The following is a 23237-nucleotide window of genomic DNA, read 5'->3' on the forward strand; positions in this document are numbered from 1 at the left end:
CTGTCTGTTTTACCATGATTCGAGTCTTTCCAAAGGAGTAACGCATCTGCGGAGCATGAAAGCTGCCAAAATAGAGTATTTGGCAGACGGTTCAATTGTTACTTTAGATCCTTATGATAGAGATAAAAAAGAATGAATAATAATAGATAAGAACATAAAAAAAGCAGGTTAAATATTTTTTTTTAAATGTTAACATTTTTTTTAAAAAACTATTTTTTTTATTGGATAAAAGTGAGTAGTTTAGCATACCAGAACAGAACAGTATGATTGACGAGAATCAAGAAAAATTTGTCTTTGTTATTAATCATGAAAGTGATATTCCAAAATACCAGCAATTGGTAAACGGAATCACTAATGCAATAGCAGAGAACATATTACAGAAAGGAGAATTGCTGCCATCGGTTAATAGTATCTGCAAAACAAATCAGCTGTCAAGAGATACTGTTTTTAAAGCGTATTCGATATTAAAAGAACAAAAAGCTATTGAGTCTGTTCCTAATAAAGGCTATTATGTTTCAGGCGAAACGAGAAAAGTGCTTTTGGTATTGGATACTTTCAAAGCGTATAAAGAAGTTTTATATCATTCCTTTGTAAACAATCTGGCAGACAATGTAATTACTGATGTGCAGTTCCATCATTATAACATAGATGTTTTTAAAACGATAATTAATAACAGTGTCGGAAAATATTATAAGTATGTGGTCATGAATTTTGATCATAAAGACATAATCCCCACGCTGTCGGTAATTTCAAATGATAAATTACTCCTAATTGATTGGAATATACATTCAAAAAAAGAGAATAATTATATTTTTCAAGATTTTGGAAAAGCCTTTTACGATTCTTTGACACAGGCGGTCGATTTGTTTAGGAAATATAAAAATATACAGTTTGTATTTCCTGATTATACAAATCATCCAAAAGAAACAGCTGTGTATTTTAAGAAATTCTGTGTGGATTATGATTTTGATTATAAAATAATCAAAGATCCAAAAGAGTTTAGCATAAAAAAAGGAATTGCCTATATAAGTGTAAGCGATAGGATTTTGGGACATTTTTTAGAACAATGCAAAGAGAAGAATTTAGAGCCTGGAACAGATGTTGGTTTTTTGTCGTATAACGAAACGCCAATGAAGAAATTTATATACAAAGGAATTTCAGTTGTATCAACTGATTTTGCAGCATTAGGAACAAAAGCAGCAGCATTTATTACACATGACGAAATAGTTCAATGTTATGTGCCAACAAATTTAATATTAAGAGAATCATTATAAAGTTATGTATTATATAGGATATGACATTGGAAGTTCTTCGGTTAAGGTAGCCTTGGTTGAAGCAGCGACAGGAAAAAAAGTAATTGTTTTGAATGAACCTCAAAACGAAATGGAGATTGTTTCCCTGCACTCAGATTGGGCAGAGCAAGATCCTGAGATTTGGTGGCAGCATATTTGCGTAGCAACCAAAAGAGCTATTCGTGAAGCCAATATTGAAGCTTCAAAAATTCAAGGGATTGGTATTTCGTATCAAATGCACGGGTTGGTCGTTGTTGGTGAAGATGGCAGTTCTTTACGCAACTCTATCATTTGGTGCGATAGTAGAGCAGTTGAAATAGGAAACAAGGCTTTTGCAGAATTGGGCGAAGATAAATGTATGTCACATTTGTTGAATTCTCCAGGAAACTTTACTGCTTCAAAATTAAAATGGGTAAAAGAAAATGAGCCTGAGATTTACAAAAAAGTGTATAAATACATGCTTCCAGGGGATTATATCTCTTATAAATTGACAGGCGATATTACTACAACCAAAAATGGTTTGTCCGAAGGAATGCTTTGGGACTATAAAGAAAATAAAGTAGCTGATTGGTTATTGGAGTATTACGGAATTGAAACTTCAATGACACCAACGATTGTTGAGAATTTTAGCAATCAAGGAGTTACAAACGAAAAAGGTTCTCAGGAATCAGGGCTTCCTGTTGGAATTCCGATTGTGTATAGAGCGGGAGACCAACCTAATAATGCATTGTCTTTAAATGTTTTAAATCCGGGTGAAGTAGCTGCAACAGGCGGAACTTCAGGAGTTTTTTATGCCGTAACCGATGCTACAATTGGAAATAGTACACGTGTAAATAATTTTGTGCATGTTAATTTTGAAGAAAAAAATCCTCGAATCGGGAAGTTATTAAATATCAATGGAGCTGGAATTCAGTACCGATGGCTGCGTAACAATATGGGGGATGAAACCTATGAATCTATGAACCACAAAGCTGCTAAAATTGCAATTGGTTCAGAAGGGTTGGTAGTAATCCCTTTTGGAAATGGTGCAGAGCGTATGTTTAATAACAAAAACATTGGGACTCATTTTTTAAATCTAAATTTAAACATTCACAGTAATTCTCATTTATTCAGAGCCGCTTTAGAAGGAATTGCTTTTTCTTTTGTGTACGGAATGGAATGTTTGAAAGATGACAATGCAACCATTGGAGTTATTCGTGCAGGGAATGATAATTTATTTCGTTCCGAAATATTTTCGAATACCGTTGCCTCTTTAATTGGACACGAAATTGAAATTTATAATACAACAGGAGCAGTGGGGGCAGCAAGAGCAGTAGGATTAACGGATGGTGATTTTGAAAAATTTGGTTCGAATATTTCGAAAAATGATCACGTTATGACATTTTTGCCTTTGCAAAATAGCGAACCATATCAGGAAGCTTATCAAAAATGGAAAAAAGAATTAGAATTAATATTAACAAATAAATAGTAGAGAAATGATAGTTTTAGGAAACAAAGAGTACTATAAAGGTATCGGACAAATTAAATTTGAAGGAAAAGAATCTGATAATCCTTTGGCTTTTAAATATTACAATCCAGACCAAGTTGTAGCTGGTAAAACAATGCGTGAGCATTTTAGATTTGCCATTGCATATTGGCATACTTTCTGCGGACAAGGGAGCGATCCTTTTGGACCAGGCACACAGCATTTTGCTTGGGATCAGCCTGCTGATGCGATTGAAGCGGCAAAAGAGAAAGCAGATGCTGCATTCGAATTCATTACTAAAATGGGCTTTGGTCACTATTGTTTTCATGATTATGACTTGGTTAGAGAAGGTGCAACTTTTGCAGAATCAGAAAGCAGATTAGCTACAATAACTGATTATTTGAAAGAAAAACAAGCGGCTTCCGGAGTAAAATTGCTTTGGGGAACTGCAAACTGTTTTTCTAACCCACGCTACATGAATGGTGCTGCAACTAATCCAGATTTTAATGTATTGGCAAGAGCTGGAGGACAAGTAAAATTGGCTTTGGATGCTACTATCGCATTAGGAGGAGAAAACTATGTGTTTTGGGGAGGACGTGAAGGTTATATGACTTTGCTTAACACCGATATGGGAAGAGAATTGGATCACATGGGGCAATTTTTGGCGCAAGCTAGAGATTATGCAAGAGCGCAAGGATTCAAAGGGAATTTCTTTATTGAGCCAAAACCAATGGAGCCATCAAAACACCAATACGATTTTGATTGTGCTACTGCTATTGGATTTTTGCGTCAATACGGTTTGGAGAAAGATTTCAAAATGAACATCGAGGTAAACCACGCGACATTGGCACAGCATACTTTTCAGCATGAGATTGAAGTAGCTGCCAAAGCTGGAATGTTAGGAAGTTTGGATGCCAACAGAGGAGATTACCAAAATGGTTGGGATACAGATCAGTTCCCAAACAATATTCAGGAAACTACCGAAGCTATGCTGGTATTCTTGAAAGCAGGTGGTTTGCAAGGCGGTGGAATTAATTTTGATGCTAAAATCAGAAGAAATTCTACGGATATGGAAGATGTTTTCTTAGCACACATTGGCGGAGCGGATACTTTTGCAAGAGCATTGCTGACTGCGGATAAAATTATTACTTCTTCTCCTTATGAAAAATTAAGAACAGAAAGATACAGTTCTTTTGATTCTGGAAATGGAAAAGCTTTCGAAGAAGGAAAATTAGATTTGCAGGCTTTGTATAAAATTGCTCAAGAAAATGGAGAATTAAATCTTCAGAGCGGTAAACAAGAATTGTTCGAAAATATTATTAATCAATATATTTAATAGTTAAAAGCGAATATTGCAAAAATGTGTATTTCAGTAATTGCCTGCTTGATTTTTATATAAGATTTTGGATTAAGATTTAAAGGTTTAGTTGCTTTTTTTATAAATCTTAATATAAAATGGAAAGTTAGCTCTAGGGATGTTTTTAGGTTATTTATCAAATGGTTTCTTAAAGACTAACGCAATTGGAATGCACATTTTTACTCATTTTCTTGAATTAATCAGAGAATCTGATTATTGTTTAAAGTTTAATAAAAAAAGAATATGAAATTTTTTATAGATACAGCCAATTTAGAAGATATTAAAGAAGCTCAGTCATTGGGAGTTTTAGACGGGGTTACAACAAATCCGTCTTTGATGGCTAAAGAAGGAATTGCCGGGAAAGAAAATATCCTGCAGCATTACCTTGATATTTGCAATATTGTTGAAGGAGATGTTTCTGCCGAAGTTATTTCAACAGATTATGACGGAATGGTAAGAGAAGGTGAGGAGCTTGCAGCTTTACATCCGCAGATAGTAGTGAAATTGCCTATGATTGCTGATGGCGTAAAAGCTTGCAAATATTTTTCGTCAAAAGGTATCAGAACTAATGTTACTTTAGTATTCTCAGCTGGTCAGGCACTTTTGGCTGCAAAAGCCGGGGCAACTTATGTTTCTCCTTTCTTAGGAAGATTAGATGATATTTCGACTGATGGAATCCATTTAATTTCTGAAATTAGAGAGATTTATGATAATTACGATTATCAAACCCAGATTCTTTCAGCTTCAATCAGACACACTATGCATATTATAGATTGTGCAAAAGTTGGATCGGATGTGATGACTGGGCCGCTTTCGGCAATCAAAGGTTTGTTAAAACATCCTTTGACGGATATTGGTTTAGCGCAATTTGTAGCAGATGCCAAAAAGATGAATCTTTAAAGGTTCACTTGTGATTTTTAAATCATTATTAACTCTCTTCAAAAGGCATTGAAGGGAGTTTTTTTTAACTAGTATTTTCGGCAACTTATTTTTATATTTTAAAAATAACAAAAACAACCGATTGTGTTACTTGAATTATTTAATATATTTGAATGAATTACATCAAAAAATATGGCAGTATCTAATAGTTATTTCATCTAACGGATTATCACAATAAATTTTAAAAGAAGTACAATGAAAGTTTTAGCAAAATTTATTTTAACACTTATCACAATCTGCTCTTTTAGCCCATTAAAAGCAGCCGAACCTTTTATTACGACCGAAAAAAAACCAGATGCAGTTGTTCTCAAGGAAAAGTCATTACGGCTTTCTTTGTTTGTGAATAGTGGGGCAGATAATGGTGTTGTGCGTGCAGTAAACAATCTGCAGGCTGATTTTGAAAAAGTTACAGGAGATAAACCAGTTATTTTCAATCAAATTAGCAGCTCTTCATCTGCATTTATCATCATTGGGACAATTGGTACTAATTCGGCAATTGACGATTTAATAAAACAAAGAAAAATTGACGGTAAAGAACTGAAAGGCAAAAATGAAAAATTTATTATTCAAAGTGTTAAAAACCCTTTCAAAGGAGTAGAGGAGGCTATTATAATTGCAGGAAGCGACAAACGGGGAACTATTTACGGGATTTACGAATTATCCCGTCAGATAGGTATTTCGCCTTGGTATTACTGGGCAGATGTGCCAGTCGAACATAAGGAGAATCTATATTTTAAAAAAGGAATTTATACTGATGGCGAACCAGCTGTGAAATATAGAGGTATTTTCCTGAATGATGAGGCACCAGCTTTAAGCGGTTGGAGCAAAGCCACTTTTGGAGGATTTAACAGTAAGTTTTATGAAAAAGTTTTTGAATTGCTCCTTCGTCTCAAAGCAAATTACATGTGGCCCGCTATGTGGGGAAATGCTTTCTATGATGATGACGGCAGCAATGGCCCGCTGGCAAATGAAATGGGAATTGTAATGGGAACATCTCACCACGAACCAATGGCTTTGGCACAACAAGACTGGAAACGGTACATTCAAAAAAATAATCTCCCGAATGTTTGGGATTATTCCAAGAATAAGCAGGTCTTAGATGAATTCTGGAAAACTGGAATTGAGCGCAGTATGAATTGGGAAAAATTAATCACCATTGGAATGCGTGGCGATGGGGATGAAGCAATGAGCGAAGATACCAATATCAGTTTACTGGAGAATATCGTGAAAAATCAGCGTCAGATTATTGAAAAAATAACTAACCAAAAAGCAGAAAAGACCCCGCAGGTTTGGGCTTTATATAAAGAGGTTCAGGAATATTATGATCAGGGAATGAAAGTTCCAGATGATGTAGTTTTGCTGTTTTGTGATGATAATTGGGGAAATGTGCGTAAACTCCCAGATCCAACAAAACCTCTGCATAAAGGAGGTTACGGAATATATTATCATTTTGACTATGTTGGCGGTCCAAGAAACTCAAAATGGATCAATATTAGTCCAATACAAAGAGTTTGGGAACAAATGAATCTTAGTTATGGACACGGCGTTGATAAAATTTGGATTGTAAATGTTGGCGATCTTAAACCTATGGAATTTCCAATTAGTTTCTTTTTGGATATGGCTTGGAATCCAAAGCAGTTCAACTCTAAAAATCTTTTTGAATTTACCGAAAATTGGGCAGCGCAGCAGTTTGGAAAAACACACGCAAGAGAAATAGCAAGATTATTAAACACCTATCCTAAGTTTAACCGCCGTATAACTCCCGAAATGCTGAACAGTAAAACATATAGTCTTGAAAATTATAACGAATTTGAAACCGTAGTAAATGATTATAAGAATTTGACGCTGGATGCTTATCGTCTTTACGATGAAATTCCTCAGCAATACAAAGACGCCTATTTCCAGTTAATACTATTTCCTATTGATGCATGCAGTAATTTGTATGAAATGTATTTTGCACAAGCTAAAAATCAAAAACTGGCCAAAGAAAAAAATATTTTAGCTAATTATTATGCTGATAAAATGAAAATGCATTTTTTTCGTGATTCTATTCTTCAGAATAAATATAATAATGAAATTGCAGGAGGAAAGTGGGCACACATGATGGATCAAATGCATATTGGATATAATAGCTGGCATGATGAAGCAAAAAATATCCTTCCGGAAGTGACCTATATTTTAGAAAATGCAAAACCGGCTAAGAAAGTATTTATGGAAAAGAATGGTTATGTTTCTATAGAAGCTGAAAATTTTTCTAAATCAAATAATTCAGATAAAATTCATTGGGATGTGATTCCCGATTTTGGAAAAACAAAGTCTGGCATTACTACATTTCCACAAAATGCTTATCCAAAAGAGGATGAAAATGTTTTTGTGGAATATGATATTGACTTTGTTTCCAGTGGTGAGTTTACTGTTGAGATGCTTTTGGCACCCACTTTAAATTTTAATAGCAATAAAGGATTGCGCTATGAAATTTCTTTTGATGGAGAAAAACCGCAAATTATAAATTTCAACGGTCATTATCGCGGAGAATTAGGCAAATGGCAAGCAGAGCAAATAATAAGGTCTTCGGTTAAGCTTTCTGTTTCGAAATCAGGAAAGCATACACTTCGTTTTCGTGTTTTAGAACCTGGCATTGTTCTGCAAAAAATTTTGATAGATACAGGTGGATTACAGCCGTCCTATTTGGGGGCTCCAGAAAGCGAAGTTATTGATTAAAACTGTCTTTGAATTTTCTTAAAGGATTAACTTTCCTCTATAAATTATTAACTCCCTTCATTATTAAATGAGGGGAGTTTTTTTGCTTTTATAAGCAACCGATTGCTGTTTAAAATCTTTTATAGAAATAGTTCTCATCATTAAAGCACTTATTGTTTATTGAGATACGAAATGTGGCTTTTTATGTTTTTTTTATGTTTTTGCTTAAAAATATTTATTTTCTACAACGTTTTCGCTGTGTGGTTAGCTGTTTTTGATGAATATTTAAAATTTTACCAATATAAATAAGTATAATATTTTTTTAACCTTTATTTTTTTTCATATTTCTAATAAAAAACAACACAACCGATTGCATTTTATTGTTTTTTATGTATATATTTGTTTCAAGGATGCCTTATTATATGTTTGATTTTAATATATAATAAGGTATTATAAAAACTAACTAAACCATTCTATTAACTAATTAAAACAATTATTTATGACTAACTTTTTAATTACTAAAAGCAAATCAAAATACTTTAAAAACTTGGGATATCTATTCCTGATGTTAGTATTTTCTGCTGCGGTAAATGCTCAAACGACTGTTTCAGGGACAGTTTCTGATAGTGGGGGACCAATTCCTGGAGTAAACATTATTGTAAAGGGAACTGCGATCAGTGCTGTTTCCGATTTTGACGGTGGCTATACTTTAAAATCAGTCCCAGCTAATGGAGTTTTGGTTTTTAGTTTTGTAGGTTACAAAACCAGAGAAATTACAGTGAATGACAGAGCCAAAATCGATGTTGTTCTAATAGAAAATGCAAATGACTTAAAAGAAGTTGTGGTAGTTGGGTATGGTACTATGAAGAGAGGTGATTTAACGGGGTCTGTTTCTACAGTTTCAAGTAAAGCAGTTGCTCAAACGGTAACCACATCTATTGAACAGGTTTTGCAGGGACGTGCTGCTGGTGTTCAAGTATCGCAAAATAGTGGAGCGCCAGGTGCTGCTTCCTCTGTTCGTATCCGTGGTATAAGTTCATTAAACGCATCAAACGAACCAATTTATGTTATTGATGGCGTAATTATTGATGGTGCAACTAGTAATAACAATAGTAATCCTATTGCATCGATTAATCCTTCGGATATTGTTTCTATTGATATTTTAAAAGATGCTTCTGCTACAGCAATTTATGGTTCTCGTGCCGCTAATGGAGTAATTATGGTAACTACCAAAAGAGGTAAAAAAGGAGAATTAGCTTTGTCATTAGACAGTTATGTAGGATGGCAGGAATTGCCAAAACATTTAAATGTCCTTAATCTTCAGGAATATGGAACACTCAAAAATACCCGCTCTGATTTAGGAATTGTAGAAAGAGATCCTAATTTTATCCGCGTTGATTTATTAGGAGAAGGTACTGATTGGCAAAATGAATTGTTTACTACTGCTTTGGTTCAAAGCCATAATTTATCAGCTTCAGGAGGTACGGATAAGAGTACCTATTATATGGGGATTGGTTATTTGGATCAAAAAGGTATTGCTGTTGGTTCTGCTTTCGACCGTTTGAATTTAACCAGTAATCTAGATTCGCAGGTAAAAGATTATTTTAAGGTTGGTCTGAATTTCGCATTGAGCAATTCTAAGCAAAAAACTACAGTTACTGACCAGTCTTTGATTCCTACTGCGTTAAAACAAACGCCAAATGTAGCAGTACGTAACGCTGACGGATCTTTTGACGGTCCGGATACAGATCAATTTGTACAAAACAACCCAATTGGTTTGGCAAATATTAATGACAACCATAACGAAAACATAGGAATTAGAGCAAATACTTTTGCCGAAATTACTTTTACAAAAGGATTGACTTTTAAAACTCAATATTCTTTGAATTATGGTTTTACAAACGATTACACTTTTAATCCTTCATATACTTTTGGAGCTATTACAAATGATATTCGTCAAGGTACCCGCAGCAAAGGGTTTAGTAAATTTTGGAATTGGAACAATGTCTTAAATTATGCACGCACTTTTGATAAGCATTCTGTAAACGCGATGTTGGGTCAGGAAATGCAGGAGTCTTATTGGGAAAATTTATATGGATACATTTCTGGATATTTAACCAATACTTCAACGGATTTGTCTATGGGAGATCCTACAACTGCAAGAACAACGAATAACAGTAGTAACAGTTCGTTAAGTTCATATTTTGGAAGATTGTTTTATTCTTATGATGATAAATATTTGTTAACAGCAACAATACGCCGTGACGGCTCTTCGAAATTTTACGAAGATAACCGTTGGGGCTGGTTTCCTTCAGCCGCTTTTGCCTGGAAAGTTTCTAATGAAGATTTCTTAAAAGATAATGCAGTTATCAATAATTTAAAACTTCGTTTGGGCTGGGGGGCTGTCGGTAATCAAAATGTGCCAAATTATGCATATACTTCTACTTATAATTCTAGTGCTACTGCTAATTGGGGAACTGGATTATTAGCTTCGAATACTGCAAATAAAGATTTGAAATGGGAAACAACTTACTCATCTAATGCTGGTATTGATATAGGCCTTTTTAATAGCCGTATTGAGTTAGTAGCCGATGTGTATTACAAAAAGACGGATGATTTATTAAATCAGTTAGCATTGCCGGCTTATGTTGGCACATCTGGGCAAGGATCAACTTCGGCACCTTGGTACAATATTGGATCACTTGAAAATAAGGGACTTGAAATCGCTTTGAATACGATTAATTTTAAAAATGAAAATTTTAGTTGGATTTCAAACTTTGTTTTCTCAATGAATGAAAACAAAGTGCTTTCATTAAACAGTGAATCAGGACATTATGATGAAGCAATCCAGCAGGGATCTGATGTTACGGTAGTAACCCGTACAGCAGTAGGACAGCCAATCAGTCAGTTTTATGGCTACAAAGTAATTGGCCGTTTTGAAAAAGCAACCGATTTTTATTATAAAGACGGCGCAGGGAATGTTGTGCCAACAGCTTTGCCAAAAAATATGAAAATTAGTGAAAATGGTGTTTGGATTGGTGACTATATGTTTGATGACGCTAATAAAGATGGTGTAATTGATGAGAAAGATCTGCAATATATTGGAACTCCTTTGCCAAAATTCACTTTTGGTATAGGTAATACGTTTTCTTATAAAGGGTTTGATGTGAATATCTTTCTAGATGGATCTTATGGAAATGATGTAGTAAACTACCAGCGCCGATGGTTAGACAATCCTCGTGAGAATACTAATTTATTCTCAACAGCTTTGGGTTATGCCCAATTAGGCTTAATTGATCCAACTGGTCCAAATGATTATCGTAATGTACAAATCGTAGGAGGTGATCCTTACATGCCTCGTATTGCTGCTTCATCAGCTTCATCGGCTTCCAACTTTCGTTTTAGTGACCGCTTTGTAGAAGATGGATCTTTTGTACGTATCAAGAATATATCAGTAGGATATAATCTGCCAAGCTCTTTTGTTTCCAAAATTGGTGTAGCAGGGATTAAAGTATATTCTAACATGCAGAACATTCTCACATTTACTAAATATTCCGGGTATGATCCTGAAGTAGGTTCGTTAAACCAAAATGCTCTGATTTCAGGCATTGACAATGGCCGTTATCCTTCACCACGTTTTACAACCTTTGGAGTGAATGTTAAATTTTAAACATAAAATAATATGAAAAAGATACATATTAAACGCATTTTTCTTTTTGCTGCTTTGTCTTTTTTGGGAACAGGCTGTAATGATGACTTTCTTGATAAAGAGCCAAATGATTTGATAACTAAAGAGAATTTTTTCAAAACAGAAGGTGATTTTAAAGCGGCTACTGCTCCCTTATATAACAAAGTATGGTTTGATTTTAACGATAAATTTTATTACGGATTAGGAGATGGCCGTGCATACAATTTATACGCTCCTTATTCAGATTATATTTATCCTTTTGCTGATTTGACAGAAACAGGATTAACAGGGCCATTAGTATCGGCTTGGGGATCTTTATACAATGTAGTGCAGCAGTCTAATAATGTTATTTTAGGGATTGAAGGCAGCAGTGAAAGTACGGCTGTTAAAAACAAATACATTGCTGAAGCCCGTTTTATGCGAGGAACTGCCTATTGGTATTTGGCATCTTTATGGGGTAATGTAATTATTTCTACAGATCCGGGAGTTTTAGTGCAGAATCCTGTTGTGAATACCAATCCAACAAAAGATGTATATGAATTTGCTATTCGCGATATGGAATTTGCGGCAAAATTTCTTCCAGATGCTGCGCCGCAAACAGGGCGTTTAACAAAGTATAGCGCATACGGAATGTTGTCTCGTTTGTATTTGTCAGTTTCGGGTTTAAGTGATAATCCCAATTCAGGCACCAGAAGCCAAGCTTATCTTGATTTGGCTAAAAAAGCAGCTTTAAAAGCAATTAGCGGCCCTTATTCATTAATGGCTAATTATGCGGATTTATTTAAAATAGACAATAACAATAATGTTGAATCGATGTTTGCTTTGCAGTGGGTACCTAACGGAAGTTATGGAGTAACGAATACGCAGCAGGCTTATTTCGCTTTAAGTTCAGATATTACAGGTGATGATGCCGCTTGGGGCTATTGGACAAGAGCTTCAAATGATATCTTGTACGAATATGAAACAAAAGATAAAAGACGGCATGACACTTGGATGGCAGATGACGATTTTTATCCAGAAATTAATAAGGCAAACGGAGGGTATACTGTAGATCATGCGAATACTTTTGTGAATGTTAAAAAAGGAGTTGTTGGATCAACCAAAGACAACAGTAAGATTTCAAAACAAAACTCAGCTTTGAACACTTATATGTTACGTATGGGGGAAGTGCTTCTTAATTATGCTGAAGCGGCTTTAGGAAATAGTGCCTCTACTTCGGATGCTACTGCTTTAGAATTTGTAAATAAGCTTAGACTTAGAGCCGGACTTGATGCGAAAACATCGCTAACGTTCAAAGATCTTATGCACGAACGCAGAGTGGAGTTGTGCATGGAAGGGCAGTATTGGTATGATTTAGTAAGAAGATCTTATTATAAACAGCAAGAAGTTGTTAATTATATCACTGGCCAGTCAAGAGGAGTTATTGTGCCAATTACTTATGCTGCAGCTACTAATACTGTTTCAGTAGATGCTACAAGGGATAATTCACCAAGAGCGATAGGAGCTATAGATACTTCAATCTTTTTATTGCCTTATCCAGAATCAGAAGTAATTCAGAATCCATTATTAAATGAAGCACCTGTTCCTTATGATTTCAAAGAGGCTAAAATAACTGATTTATTTAATTAAACTGAAAAGACAAAATATGAAAAATTATATTTTAAATAAAAAGTATTGCGCTGCTATTACAATTGTATTCGTGATGCTGGCATCGATGTTATTCAATGCATGCGATAACAATGACAGCAGTGACGGTGAGCCAATAACTATAAGCAAAGTTTATCTGGAGGATGTAAATTCATCAGTGCCGGACAGAGAAGTTACTTTTGCACGTTTAGGACAGTTGATTCGTGTTGAAGGAACTGGTTTTACGGGTTTAAGAAAAGTGTATATTAATGGTTTTGAAACCTATTTTAATGTAGTATTTGTTTCGGATACTTCTATGCTGGTTAATATTTCAGCCGATACACCAACAATTGGTGCCGATCCAGCGGTTCGCAACACTATTCGTTTTGTAAATGATTCTAATGAGGTTATTTATTCTTTTAATATTCGTTCAGGAGCGCCAAAAATTACTTCTATTTCAAACACGCTGCCAAAAGCAGGTGAAGTGATCACCGTTTATGGAACAGGTTTAACCGAAGTTAAAAAAGTAGTTTTTCCAGGTAATATTGCAGTAACCAGCGGTATCGTATCTGATGTTAAAGGGGAATTTTTTACAGTAACTGTTCCAGCAGGAGTTTCTCCTGAAGGCGGTTCTTTATTAGTGGAAAGTGCCAATGGAGGCGTGTATTCTCCTGCTTATTTTAATTTCAAAAAAGGGGTTATCCTTGATTTTGACGGAAATGGGACACAAGGTTTTTGGGGAAGCACAACCAGCATGATTAAAGACACTGATTTATTATCTTCGGTAATCGGTGCAGGCAATGTTTCTCAAGGGAAATATGTACCGCATCGTCCATCACGTATCGCTTCTTTTGCAGCAGCTACTAACCGCTGTACTGAAGTTTGGACAGCTGGAAATGGGGTAGACAATTGGAGAGGTCAATTGACCCCATATATTCCTGCCTCAACATCATTAGAACAAGTTGCTTTGCAATTCGATATTTATGTTCCGACTGCATGGACAAATACTGGTTTCTTGAAAGTATGCTTAATTAATAATTTTAATGGCGGCGAATGGACTGGAGCAACTTATAATTTTGTGCCTTGGATAACAAGTGAAGGTAAAGTTGTGCCTTTTCAAACAACAGGCTGGCAAACAGTAACCATTCCATTGAATAAATTGTACAGTTTTTCAAAAGCAGCTTTTACATTTGATGATGTTCTTAAGGCTAGAGAAGCAGCAACCTATCAAAACTTTGGTATCTATTTTGAAAATTCTGATATCAAATTGACTAATGTAACCGGACAAGCGAGTGAAGTTGTATTAGCATCATCGGCTACTTCGGTAAGTGTATATACAGATAATTGGAGAATTGTATCATTGAAAACACCAACTTACAGCGATTTTCCTAATTAATAAAGACTTTGATATTGTTTTGAATCCTAATAAACAATAACATATTAGTTTCACCTTAAAAAAGAATTAAATGAAATATAATAAAATACTGCCAGCAATTGCTTTGTCTTGTATCTTGTTTTCATCTTGTGATGATAATTTGATGGAATGGGGAAAAGATCCTTCGCATGGAGACATAGCCTCTTCAGAACTTCCTTTGGAATTAGCTGAAAAAATAAGCCGTTATGAACCGCTTAAAACGTATACAGACTTCAAACTTGGAGCAGGAATAGGATTGGACGAGTACATGAATGATGCCGATTATCGTAAGATTGTAAACGAAAATTTTGACGAGGTGACTGTGGGGTATGCAATGAAACACGCTCCAATGGTAAGTGCCACAGGTGTTATTAACTTTACTAAAGTTGATGCTTTTATTGCCAAAACAAAAGAAGCTGGGCTGTCTGTTTTTGGACATACCTTGGTTTGGCATTCCAATCAGAATGCAAGTTATTTGAACAGCTTAATTGCTCCAACTATAATTCCGGGTTCCAGCGGTCCAAACACAATAAGTCTGACAGGCTTGAAAGACGGAACTTTTAGCGGTTGGTCAAGAAATAACCCTGGAGCAGGAATCACATTGGTTGACGCTGCTGGATTGTCAACATCATCCAAAGCTATTAAGTTAGTTTCCAGTGCATCTTCATCTGCAGCTTATAATCTGCAGTTAACTTCTCCTGCTATACCTGCGGTGAGCGGACACAGATATGAAATTTCGTTTTTTATCAAATCCGATCAAGCGGGTAAAGGACGTATTTCTTTTGACAGTAATGTTGCAAATCAATATCCTTATGCAGACTGGTATGCTACTGGCGGGGCTTATACAGAAGCTTTTGCAACGGCATCACTATGGAAACAGGTTAAGTTTACTATTAATAATACTAAGGCAGGTTCGTCAACATTTGCATTTAATTTCGATTTAGGATATTTACCTAATGTAACATATTATATTGATGTAAATAATATTGGCGTAGTTGATCTAGACGCTGCTCCAACAGTTACAAATCTGGTTGCTAATGGCAATTTTAATACTGATATATCAGGCTGGTCCAAATGGAATGGAGATGCAAACGCATTAAATCTGGGCACTGCAGCTGAGGCTTATGAAGGAAATGGATCAATGAAAATAATTAATTCAACTAACAATCCTGGCAGCCAGTATAAAACTCAAATTCATGCTAATTTCACAAGTAAATTAAAGGCAGGTACTGCATATACTATTTCTTATTATATTAAATCAGATGCTATAGGTTCTGTACGTTGTTCTACCACAGGAAATGCGATGTACCAAGGAGATCAGAATACTTCATCAGTTTGGAAATATGTGGAATGGAAAATTACAGGAACTGGTGCTGAGGATGGATTCAACTTTGATTTAGGAGCCGTTGCGGGAACTTATTACATTGATAAAGTAGTAGTAACTGATGGAGTTGCTAGTGGCGGTGGAGCTGGTACACCGGCAGTAACTATTGAAAAAACAGATGCTGAAAAAGCTACCCTTATTGGTAACGCTATGACAGATTGGATTTCTAAAATGGTGAGCCATTATAAGAATGATGTTAAAGCTTGGGATGTGGTAAATGAACCAATGAAAGAAGGAGGAACCTTGCGTGACGGAGTAGTTACAACATTAGCTTCTGATGAGTTTTATTGGGTAAAATACCTTGGTAAAGATTACGCTGTTAAAGCATTTAAATTAGCTCGCCAATATGGAAATGCTACCGATATATTGTTTATCAATGATTACAATTTAGAAGCTAGTTTACCAAAATGTGACGGATTGATTGACTATGTAAAATACATCGAAAGCCAAGGCGCGACAGTTGATGGTATTGGTACGCAAATGCATATTTCATTGACTACAGATAAAGCCAAAATTGTTGAAATGTTCAAAAAAATGGCAGCTAGCGGTAAGCTGATAAAAATTTCGGAATTGGATGTAAGATTGGGAACAGCTACACCAACTTTAGAACAATTAGCAAGTCAGTCTGCAATGTACCAATATGTTATTGATTCTTACAGACAGTATATTCCTAAAGCACAGCAATACGGAATTACTATTTGGGGTATTTCAGATAAAAAAGAGGAGCACGTAAACTGGCTGCCAAACGAATCTCCAAACGTGTGGGATGCTAGTTACAAACGCAAACATTCCTATAAAGGTGTTGCTGATGGTTTAGCTGGAAAAGACGTAAGTTCAGGATTTTCTGGAGATTTAGTAAAAAAATAAATATTTTTACTGATTAATAATAATCCATAGTATAAATTCATCAAAGAGTTTATGCTATGGATTATTTATTTCTTAACTTTTCAATTCTATTTTTAATATTAAAATATAAAAGATGTTTCATTTTATAAACAGCAGATTTCTTTTAACCGCATTATTGGTTACGCAACTGGGATTTTGTCAAAATTCAATACCAAGCCTTCAAAAAAAAGGGAATAAAACACAATTAATTGTCAATGATAAGCCATTTATTATACGGGGAGGTGAGTTAGGAAATTCATCTGCTACTAGTATGGAGAGTATGGAACCCATTTGGTCAAAACTGACCGATATGAATCTTAATACCATTTTGACGCCAATTTATTGGGAACTTATAGAAAAGGAGGAAGACAAATTTGATTTTTCTTTAGTTGATGATTTGATTCTTAAAGCCAGAAAAGAAAACCTTAAACTAGTTTTTCTTTGGTTTGGATCATGGAAAAACAGCATGTCAAGCCATGCTCCGGCTTGGGTAAAACTGAATCAGAAGAAATACCCAAGAATCAAAGATGATAAAAATAAAAGTCATGAGATCTTAACGCCTTTTAGTGAAAACAATTTAAAAGCAGATTTAAATGCTTTTCAGAAACTAATGGCACACATAAAAGATTTTGACCAGAAAGATCAAACCGTTATAATGATTCAGGTGGAGAATGAAATCGGAATGTTGCCAACAGCAAGAGATTATCATTCATCAGCAAACGAAGCTTTCAAAAAAGAAGTGCCCAAAGAATTGTTGCAGTACATGCAAAAAAACAAAGAAAAACTGGTGCCAGAGTTTTTAGAATTATGGAAAAATAATGGTTTTAAAACCTCTGGAAACTGGGAAGAAGTTTTTGGCAAAGGACTGCAGACTGATGAAATTTTTATGGCTTGGTTTTTTGCAAAATTCACGAATACAATTGCCAAAGCAGGGAAAGACAGTTATGCAATACCCATGTATGTGAATGCAGCTCTAAATGCTCCTGGAAAAAAACCAGGCGAGTATCCAAGTGCTGGTCCTCTGCCGCACGTAATGGATATTTGGAAAGCAGCAGGAAATAAGATAGATTTTCTAGCACCGGATTTTTATAATCCTTCCTTTAAACAATGGAATGATTTATTTACTCGTCAAGGCGACCCATTATTTATACCAGAACATAAGTTTGATGCTACAGCGCCATTCAAAGGGCTGTATGCAATTGGTCATTATGAAGCTATTGGTTTTTCCCCATTTTCTATTGAATCGGTTGAAGATGGTAAAAAAGAACCGTTGGGAAAGATATATGATCTGATCAAGCAGTTAACTCCAGTTATTGAGCAATACAAAGGGCTTGGCAAGATTGACGGTGTGTTTTTGGATAAAGAAAATGCGGTCCAGATTATTACATTAGGCAATTACGAATTTACTTTTAAACACGATTACACTTTAAATTGGTCTGATGATGCCAAAGAAGCGGTTTGGCCAATGTCGAGTGCCATTATCATAGAAACCGCACCAGATGAATTTTATATTGCCGGCTCTGGAATTGTGGTGACTTTTAAACCATTAAAAAATAATGATCTAAATGCCGGAATTTTAAAAGTTGATCAAGGACGATTTGATGATGCTGTTTGGAGAACAATTCGTCATTTTAACGGAGATCAGACGCATCAGGGAAGACATCTTAGAATTGCTGTAGGTGATTATGAAATCCAAAAACTGAAATTATATACGTACGAATAATTCTATTTGAGATATAATTCCTCAGCCACTCCCTCTCCAAAGGTGAGGGAGTGGCTGAGGATAATTTTTTTTTAAATGCTATTTTTTACAGTTATAATTCTTTTAATCAGTCCGCTGCTGGATGCGTTATGTTCATCAGGCTGGTGTCCGCCTACTGCAATTTCTACTTTACCGTCCAGTTGTCGAAGTTTGCCCTCTTCGGTAACATAAGACAGATCTTGAGGAGTCAAGGTAAAGGCTATAGTTTTGCTTTGTCCCGGATTAAGTGAAACTCTTTCAAAACCTTTTAGTGTTTTTATAGGAACTTTTATTTTTTTGCCTTGGTCAAGCACATAAAGCTGCGCCACCTCTTCACCTGAAAATTTGCCCATATTTGTAATGGTTACTGATACTTTGACATTTTTATTTTTTTCAGTCTGCATCGGCATTTCTAATTTGCTGTATTTAAAAGTGGTATAGCTCAGCCCGAAACCAAAACCATATTGCGGTACGCCTTTGAAATATCTATAGGTTCGATTTTCCATATTATAGTCATTGAAAGAAGCCAGGTCGCTGTCTCCTTTGTAAAATGTTACAGGCAAACGGCCTGATGGATTATAGTCGCCAAATAAGATATCTGCAACTGCGGTTCCAGCTGACTGGCCTCCATACCATGCATTTAGGATAGCAGGAATGTTTTCGGACTCCCATGGCGTAGCGATGGCACTTCCTGTCATCATCACAAATATTACGGGTTTGCCAGTTGTTTTTAGGGCTTTCATTAGTTCAGTCTGTACAGTGGGCAGTTGTATTGAGGTGCGGTCTCCTCCCTCAAAGCCAGGGTCACTTACTTTCATTTCCTCGCCTTCAAGCTGTGGAGATATCCCTCCTGTAAAAATAAAAGCATCGGCATCTTTGTATCGGCTTGCAATTTGATTATAATCGGTTTTAACGTAGCTGCCCGCATTCATTTTGATATAGGCGCTTCCGTCACCCTGCCAGTATTCTGCAATTAAGGTGTAGTGGGAGTCTTTTTTTACTGCAAGCTCATAGGTTTTTGAGCCCCAGCGGTTTTTCCCCCATGAATCAATAACAATTGTGCCGTTTACTATAAATCGGTAGCCGTCATCGCCTTGGAGTTCAAAAGTTATTGCACCATCTTTATCAGCTTTAAAATCTGTAGTATATCTGGCCGAGAAATTATTAGCTCTTATAGTGCCGGTTACTGTTTGGCCTTCCTGCCAGATATTGTCCACTTTGGTCTCACGAGTTATCACAGGAGTACCTTCGAGGTCTTTGTTATTGTAATATTCGGCTTTAAATCCCTGTTTTCCTTCGTAAGAATATTGTTGGGATAAATCCTGATACTGTAAAAGATTGTTATTGGTAAAGTTGATTGCTTTTTCAAAAATAACTTGGGTATTTGCGCCAACTTTATCTTTTATGCCTTGGAGTACTGTTTTCAGCTTAGAGGGTGTTCCATTGTAATTGCCTAAAATAGCTATGGGATTATCTGCATTTGGCCCTAGCACTACAATCTTTTTTAGTTTTTTGCTTAGTGGCAGGGTTTGGTTTTCATTCTTTAGCAATACCATTGACTGTTGTGCCATTTTTAGGGCATGGTCAGCGTGTTCTTTGCTTTCCAGAACATTATCAGGTGTTTGTGCATATTTAACCATAGAGGCAGGATCAAACATACCCAATCGGAAACGAACCATAAATAAGCGCTTAACCGAAACGTCTATCTGTGCCTCTGTAATTTTGCCCTGTTTTACTGCTTGAACTAAGGCTTTGTAGGCATCAGTACCGCAATCAATATCTGTACCATGAAATACTGCGTCTGCTGAAGCCGATGCAGCATCCGGGTGTGTTTTATGATTTTTGAAAAAGTCATCAATTGCCCAGCAGTCGGAGGTTACGTAGCCATCAAATTTCCACTGATTTCTAAGTATGTCAGTCATTAATATATCGCTGGCGCAGCATGGCTGTGTCCTGAAGGCATTATAGGCACACATGACTCCGACAACATGAGATTCAGTAATTAATTTTTGAAAAGCAGGAAGGTATGTATCCCAAAGGTCGTAGGCACTAACATTTACATCAAAAACGTGTCTTAGAGGTTCAGGACCGCTATGCACCGCATAATGTTTGGCGCAGGCCGCCGCCTTAATATATTTTGGGTCATCACCCTGAAGCCCTTTTACAAAAGCATCACCTAGCACGGCAGTGAGGTAAGGATCTTCCCCATAAGTTTCTTGTCCGCGTCCCCAGCGCGGATCTCGGAATATATTAATGTTTGGTGTCCAGTAGGTAAGTCCTAAGTATCGTTCGTTTGTTCGGCCGGAAGCGACTGCTTTATTATAAATGGCTCGTCCCTCAGTAGCAGAATAATCGGCCATAGTAAACAGCGAATTTTTATCAAATGTTGCCGCCATAGCAATGGCTTGAGGATAAACGGTCACTTTGAAGGGGGTGCGTGCCACTCCGTGCAGTGTTTCGTTCCACCAGTCATATGCAGGTATGCCCAAACGTTCTATGGCAGGGGAGGAGTTAAGCATTTGTGATACTTTTTCTTCAAGAGTCAGATGAGATACAAGGTCATTTACCCGTTCTTCAAAGGTTAAATTATAATTTTGAAAACGATATTGGTTTTGCGCTGCACAATTGAAAGTACTGTAGGCAATACTAATGATTAGGATTATAAAATTTTTACTTATTTTCATTGTAAAGTTTTTTTAGCTGAAAGGAGTATAATTTAATGTTGCAAGACCATAAATGGAGTGATGTTTCCTTAATCCAATTGATGATTTTCGCGAAGATATAAAAAAGATGCTATTGATGAGATAAAAAAAGCAACCGATTGTTTTAAAAATAAAAAAGATAGCATTGAATATTACTTCAATGCTATCTTTTTTATAAAATGATTAAATATTCTAAGAAATACTATTTTTTACTTTATGGCCAAATACACCAAAATAAAGAATAATCACAAAACAAACCAACGGAATAATGTACCCCGCCTGAATATCATCATGTTTCATATCAATTAATGTTCCCATAGAATAAGGAAGTATTGCACCGCCTACAATTGACATTACTAACCATGACGAACCCGTTTCGGTATTTGATTTTAAGCCTACTAATCCCAAAGAGAAAATAGTTGGAAACATGATAGACATGAAAAAGCCTAATCCGCCTAACGCGTAAATAACGTAAATACCTGATCCGTAAATAGCTATTAAACAAAGAAAAACACTGATTATGCAATAAATGGAAAGCAATACGTAATCTTTAATAAATCTTAGAAAGAAGGTTCCAATAAAGCGTCCAGCCATAAACAAAAAGCCGTAAATCCCGAGATAATACCCAGCGGTTTTTTCGTCTAATCCTGCACCTTGCTGTGCAATTCTGATAAAGAAACTAGTTATACAAACCTGTGCGCCCACATAAAAGAACTGAGCCACAACTGCCCAGCTTAAATGTGAAAATTTCAAAACAGAGAAAAAACCCGGTTTAACTTCTACTTCTGTATGCTGAGGTTTCATTGAGGGCAGATGCATAAAATAGAACAATATAGCCACCAAAACCAATACGCTTCCTAAAATGATATAAGGCAGTTTTACAGCCGAAGCTTCTTCCAGTAAGTATGCTGCTCTCGTTGCGTCTGGCATCGCAGCCATTTGCTCTGGAGTATTAGTTTTTCCCGAAAGGATAAACATCGAACCCACAATTGGAGCGACCATTGCAGCCAATCCATTAAATGAAGCAGCTAAATTCAATCGTTTCGATGATGATTCGGCTGGACCTAAAATAGCAGCATAAGGATTGGCACTGGTTTCCAAAATGGTCAGACCGCAGCCAATTACAAATAAGGCAAACAGGAACAATTCATAAGTTCTAGTATTTGCAGCTGGAACGAAAAGAAAAGCTCCGGTTGCGAAAACCAATAAACCAATGATGATGCTGTTTTTATAACCAAATCTTTTAATTAGCATTCCCGCAGGAATTGCCATAATAAAATAGGCAAAAAACACCGAGGTATCAATCAATGTCGATTGGCGATTGTTTAATTCACAAGCTTTTTTTAAGTGCGGAATTAAGATAGAATCTAGATTATGCGCCATTCCCCAAAGGAAAAATAAGCTGGTAATTAAGATAAAAGGCAACAAATATTTAGTTCCTGTTCCTTGTTCTGTTGGCACTTCGTGTTGATCGCCAATTTGGTTTGTTACTTGCATGGATATAATTTTGGTTTAAGGTTATTTCTTTTTTATTAATAATAAATGATTGCACATTGGCACCACTTCTCCTTTTTGGTTGATGATTTTAAGATGCTGGGTAATAGTGCCCATTTAGGGTCTTTTGGCTTCTCTTTTTTAAAAATAGTAATTTCCGAATGGATGGTGTCGCTAATGTGAACGGGTTTCACAAACCGCATTCTGTAATAGCTTTTAGAAAAAGCTTCCGGATTTATTTCAAATGCTGTCAAGCCGATGCCAATGCTGAAAATCATTGTCCCGTGGGCAATCCGCTGTCTGATAAAGGATGTATGGCATTGGTTTGCGTTCCAAAACCAGTCCACGGATGGCCAATGACTAACAGGTTAAATCTTTTTGCTAAATCTTCAATAGATGCATCGGTAAATTCCTGTAAACTTTTTTTCTCCCGGCTAATTTCAATCTCGGGATTAAGTTTGGTAAAACGCTGCGCTGTGGCAACCATAGGTAAAAGTCCTCTAGTATGGTTCCATGTTATGCCTTCAAGTTTTGTCATTTTTTATGATAA

At 36.0% G+C, this 23237-nt stretch carries 14 protein-coding genes; 10 read left to right on the plus strand and 4 right to left on the minus strand.

Annotated features, from left to right (window positions below; genetic code table 11):
* Positions 1-263 precede the first annotated feature (263 nt).
* From AC1DVP_RS13015 to AC1DVP_RS13060, 10 genes are all read left to right on the plus strand, one after another.
* The gene (locus tag AC1DVP_RS13015) at positions 264-1274 is read left to right on the plus strand and encodes a GntR family transcriptional regulator (RefSeq protein ID WP_477183906.1); all 1011 of its coding nucleotides are present in this window, start codon (positions 264-266) and stop codon (positions 1272-1274) included.
* A 4-nt stretch (positions 1275-1278) separates the two neighbouring features.
* Positions 1279-2760: a xylulokinase gene (locus AC1DVP_RS13020; protein WP_477183907.1), complete on the plus strand. Its 1482-nt coding sequence runs from the start codon at positions 1279-1281 to the stop codon at positions 2758-2760.
* Between the two features lie 7 nt (positions 2761-2767).
* Positions 2768-4093 carry a xylose isomerase gene (gene xylA, locus AC1DVP_RS13025; RefSeq protein WP_477183908.1) on the plus strand — a complete coding sequence of 442 codons (1326 nt, stop codon included), beginning with the start codon at positions 2768-2770 and terminating at the stop codon, positions 4091-4093.
* 264 nt (positions 4094-4357) lie between these two features.
* Positions 4358-5014, plus strand: a complete 657-nt coding sequence (gene fsa / locus AC1DVP_RS13030) for a fructose-6-phosphate aldolase (protein WP_477183909.1) — start codon at positions 4358-4360, stop codon at positions 5012-5014.
* A 234-nt stretch (positions 5015-5248) separates the two neighbouring features.
* Positions 5249-7774 carry a glycosyl hydrolase 115 family protein gene (locus AC1DVP_RS13035; protein WP_477183910.1) on the plus strand — a complete coding sequence of 842 codons (2526 nt, stop codon included), beginning with the start codon at positions 5249-5251 and terminating at the stop codon, positions 7772-7774.
* Between the two features lie 478 nt (positions 7775-8252).
* Positions 8253-11423: a SusC/RagA family TonB-linked outer membrane protein gene (locus AC1DVP_RS13040; protein ID WP_477183911.1), complete on the plus strand. Its 3171-nt coding sequence runs from the start codon at positions 8253-8255 to the stop codon at positions 11421-11423.
* Positions 11424-11435: 12 nt separating this feature from the next.
* Complete coding sequence (locus AC1DVP_RS13045) at positions 11436-13070, plus strand: RagB/SusD family nutrient uptake outer membrane protein (RefSeq protein WP_477183912.1); 1635 nt, start codon at positions 11436-11438, stop codon at positions 13068-13070.
* A gap of 16 nt (positions 13071-13086) precedes the next feature.
* Positions 13087-14463, plus strand: a complete 1377-nt coding sequence (locus tag AC1DVP_RS13050; protein ID WP_477183913.1) for a glycan-binding surface protein — start codon at positions 13087-13089, stop codon at positions 14461-14463.
* A gap of 70 nt (positions 14464-14533) precedes the next feature.
* On the plus strand, positions 14534-16732 hold the full coding sequence (locus AC1DVP_RS13055; protein ID WP_477183914.1) for an endo-1,4-beta-xylanase: 2199 nt from the start codon (positions 14534-14536) through the stop codon (positions 16730-16732).
* Positions 16733-16844: 112 nt separating this feature from the next.
* On the plus strand, positions 16845-18473 hold the full coding sequence (locus AC1DVP_RS13060) for a GH35 family beta-galactosidase (protein WP_477183915.1): 1629 nt from the start codon (positions 16845-16847) through the stop codon (positions 18471-18473).
* A gap of 71 nt (positions 18474-18544) precedes the next feature.
* Here AC1DVP_RS13060 and AC1DVP_RS13065 read toward each other — a convergent pair whose 3' ends face one another.
* The 4 genes from AC1DVP_RS13065 to AC1DVP_RS13080 form a co-directional block, all read right to left on the minus strand.
* Entirely contained in the window at positions 18545-21175 is a 2631-nt protein-coding gene (locus tag AC1DVP_RS13065; protein ID WP_477183916.1) for a glycoside hydrolase family 3 C-terminal domain-containing protein, read from the minus strand.
* 210 nt (positions 21176-21385) lie between these two features.
* Positions 21386-22690, minus strand: a complete 1305-nt coding sequence (gene fucP, locus AC1DVP_RS13070; protein ID WP_477183917.1) for an L-fucose:H+ symporter permease — start codon at positions 22688-22690, stop codon at positions 21386-21388.
* Positions 22691-22725: 35 nt separating this feature from the next.
* A complete protein-coding gene (locus AC1DVP_RS13075; protein WP_477183918.1) occupies positions 22726-22965 on the minus strand; it encodes a hotdog family protein in 240 nt (79 codons plus the stop codon).
* Positions 22962-23225: a hypothetical protein gene (locus tag AC1DVP_RS13080; protein ID WP_477183919.1), complete on the minus strand. Its 264-nt coding sequence runs from the start codon at positions 23223-23225 to the stop codon at positions 22962-22964. Before AC1DVP_RS13080 ends, AC1DVP_RS13075 begins: the two co-directional genes overlap by 4 nt.
* Positions 23226-23237 lie beyond the last annotated feature (12 nt).

The organism is Flavobacterium sp. P3_A6 (assembly GCF_056403035.1).

What these genes read in the sequence shown, in the direction of transcription:
- AC1DVP_RS13015 (WP_477183906.1), top strand. Translation starts at nt 264, where the DNA reads ATGATTGACGAGAATCAAGAAAAATTTGTCTTTGTTATTAATCATGAA.
- AC1DVP_RS13020 (WP_477183907.1), top strand. Translation starts at nt 1,279, where the DNA reads ATGTATTATATAGGATATGACATTGGAAGTTCTTCGGTTAAGGTAGCC.
- xylA (WP_477183908.1), top strand. Translation starts at nt 2,768, where the DNA reads ATGATAGTTTTAGGAAACAAAGAGTACTATAAAGGTATCGGACAAATT.
- fsa (WP_477183909.1), top strand. Translation starts at nt 4,358, where the DNA reads ATGAAATTTTTTATAGATACAGCCAATTTAGAAGATATTAAAGAAGCT.
- AC1DVP_RS13035 (WP_477183910.1), top strand. Translation starts at nt 5,249, where the DNA reads ATGAAAGTTTTAGCAAAATTTATTTTAACACTTATCACAATCTGCTCT.
- AC1DVP_RS13040 (WP_477183911.1), top strand. Translation starts at nt 8,253, where the DNA reads ATGACTAACTTTTTAATTACTAAAAGCAAATCAAAATACTTTAAAAAC.
- AC1DVP_RS13045 (WP_477183912.1), top strand. Translation starts at nt 11,436, where the DNA reads ATGAAAAAGATACATATTAAACGCATTTTTCTTTTTGCTGCTTTGTCT.
- AC1DVP_RS13050 (WP_477183913.1), top strand. Translation starts at nt 13,087, where the DNA reads ATGAAAAATTATATTTTAAATAAAAAGTATTGCGCTGCTATTACAATT.
- AC1DVP_RS13055 (WP_477183914.1), top strand. Translation starts at nt 14,534, where the DNA reads ATGAAATATAATAAAATACTGCCAGCAATTGCTTTGTCTTGTATCTTG.
- AC1DVP_RS13060 (WP_477183915.1), top strand. Translation starts at nt 16,845, where the DNA reads ATGTTTCATTTTATAAACAGCAGATTTCTTTTAACCGCATTATTGGTT.
- AC1DVP_RS13065 (WP_477183916.1), bottom strand. Translation starts at nt 21,175, where the DNA reads ATGAAAATAAGTAAAAATTTTATAATCCTAATCATTAGTATTGCCTAC.
- fucP (WP_477183917.1), bottom strand. Translation starts at nt 22,690, where the DNA reads ATGCAAGTAACAAACCAAATTGGCGATCAACACGAAGTGCCAACAGAA.
- AC1DVP_RS13075 (WP_477183918.1), bottom strand. Translation starts at nt 22,965, where the DNA reads ATGATTTTCAGCATTGGCATCGGCTTGACAGCATTTGAAATAAATCCG.
- AC1DVP_RS13080 (WP_477183919.1), bottom strand. Translation starts at nt 23,225, where the DNA reads ATGACAAAACTTGAAGGCATAACATGGAACCATACTAGAGGACTTTTA.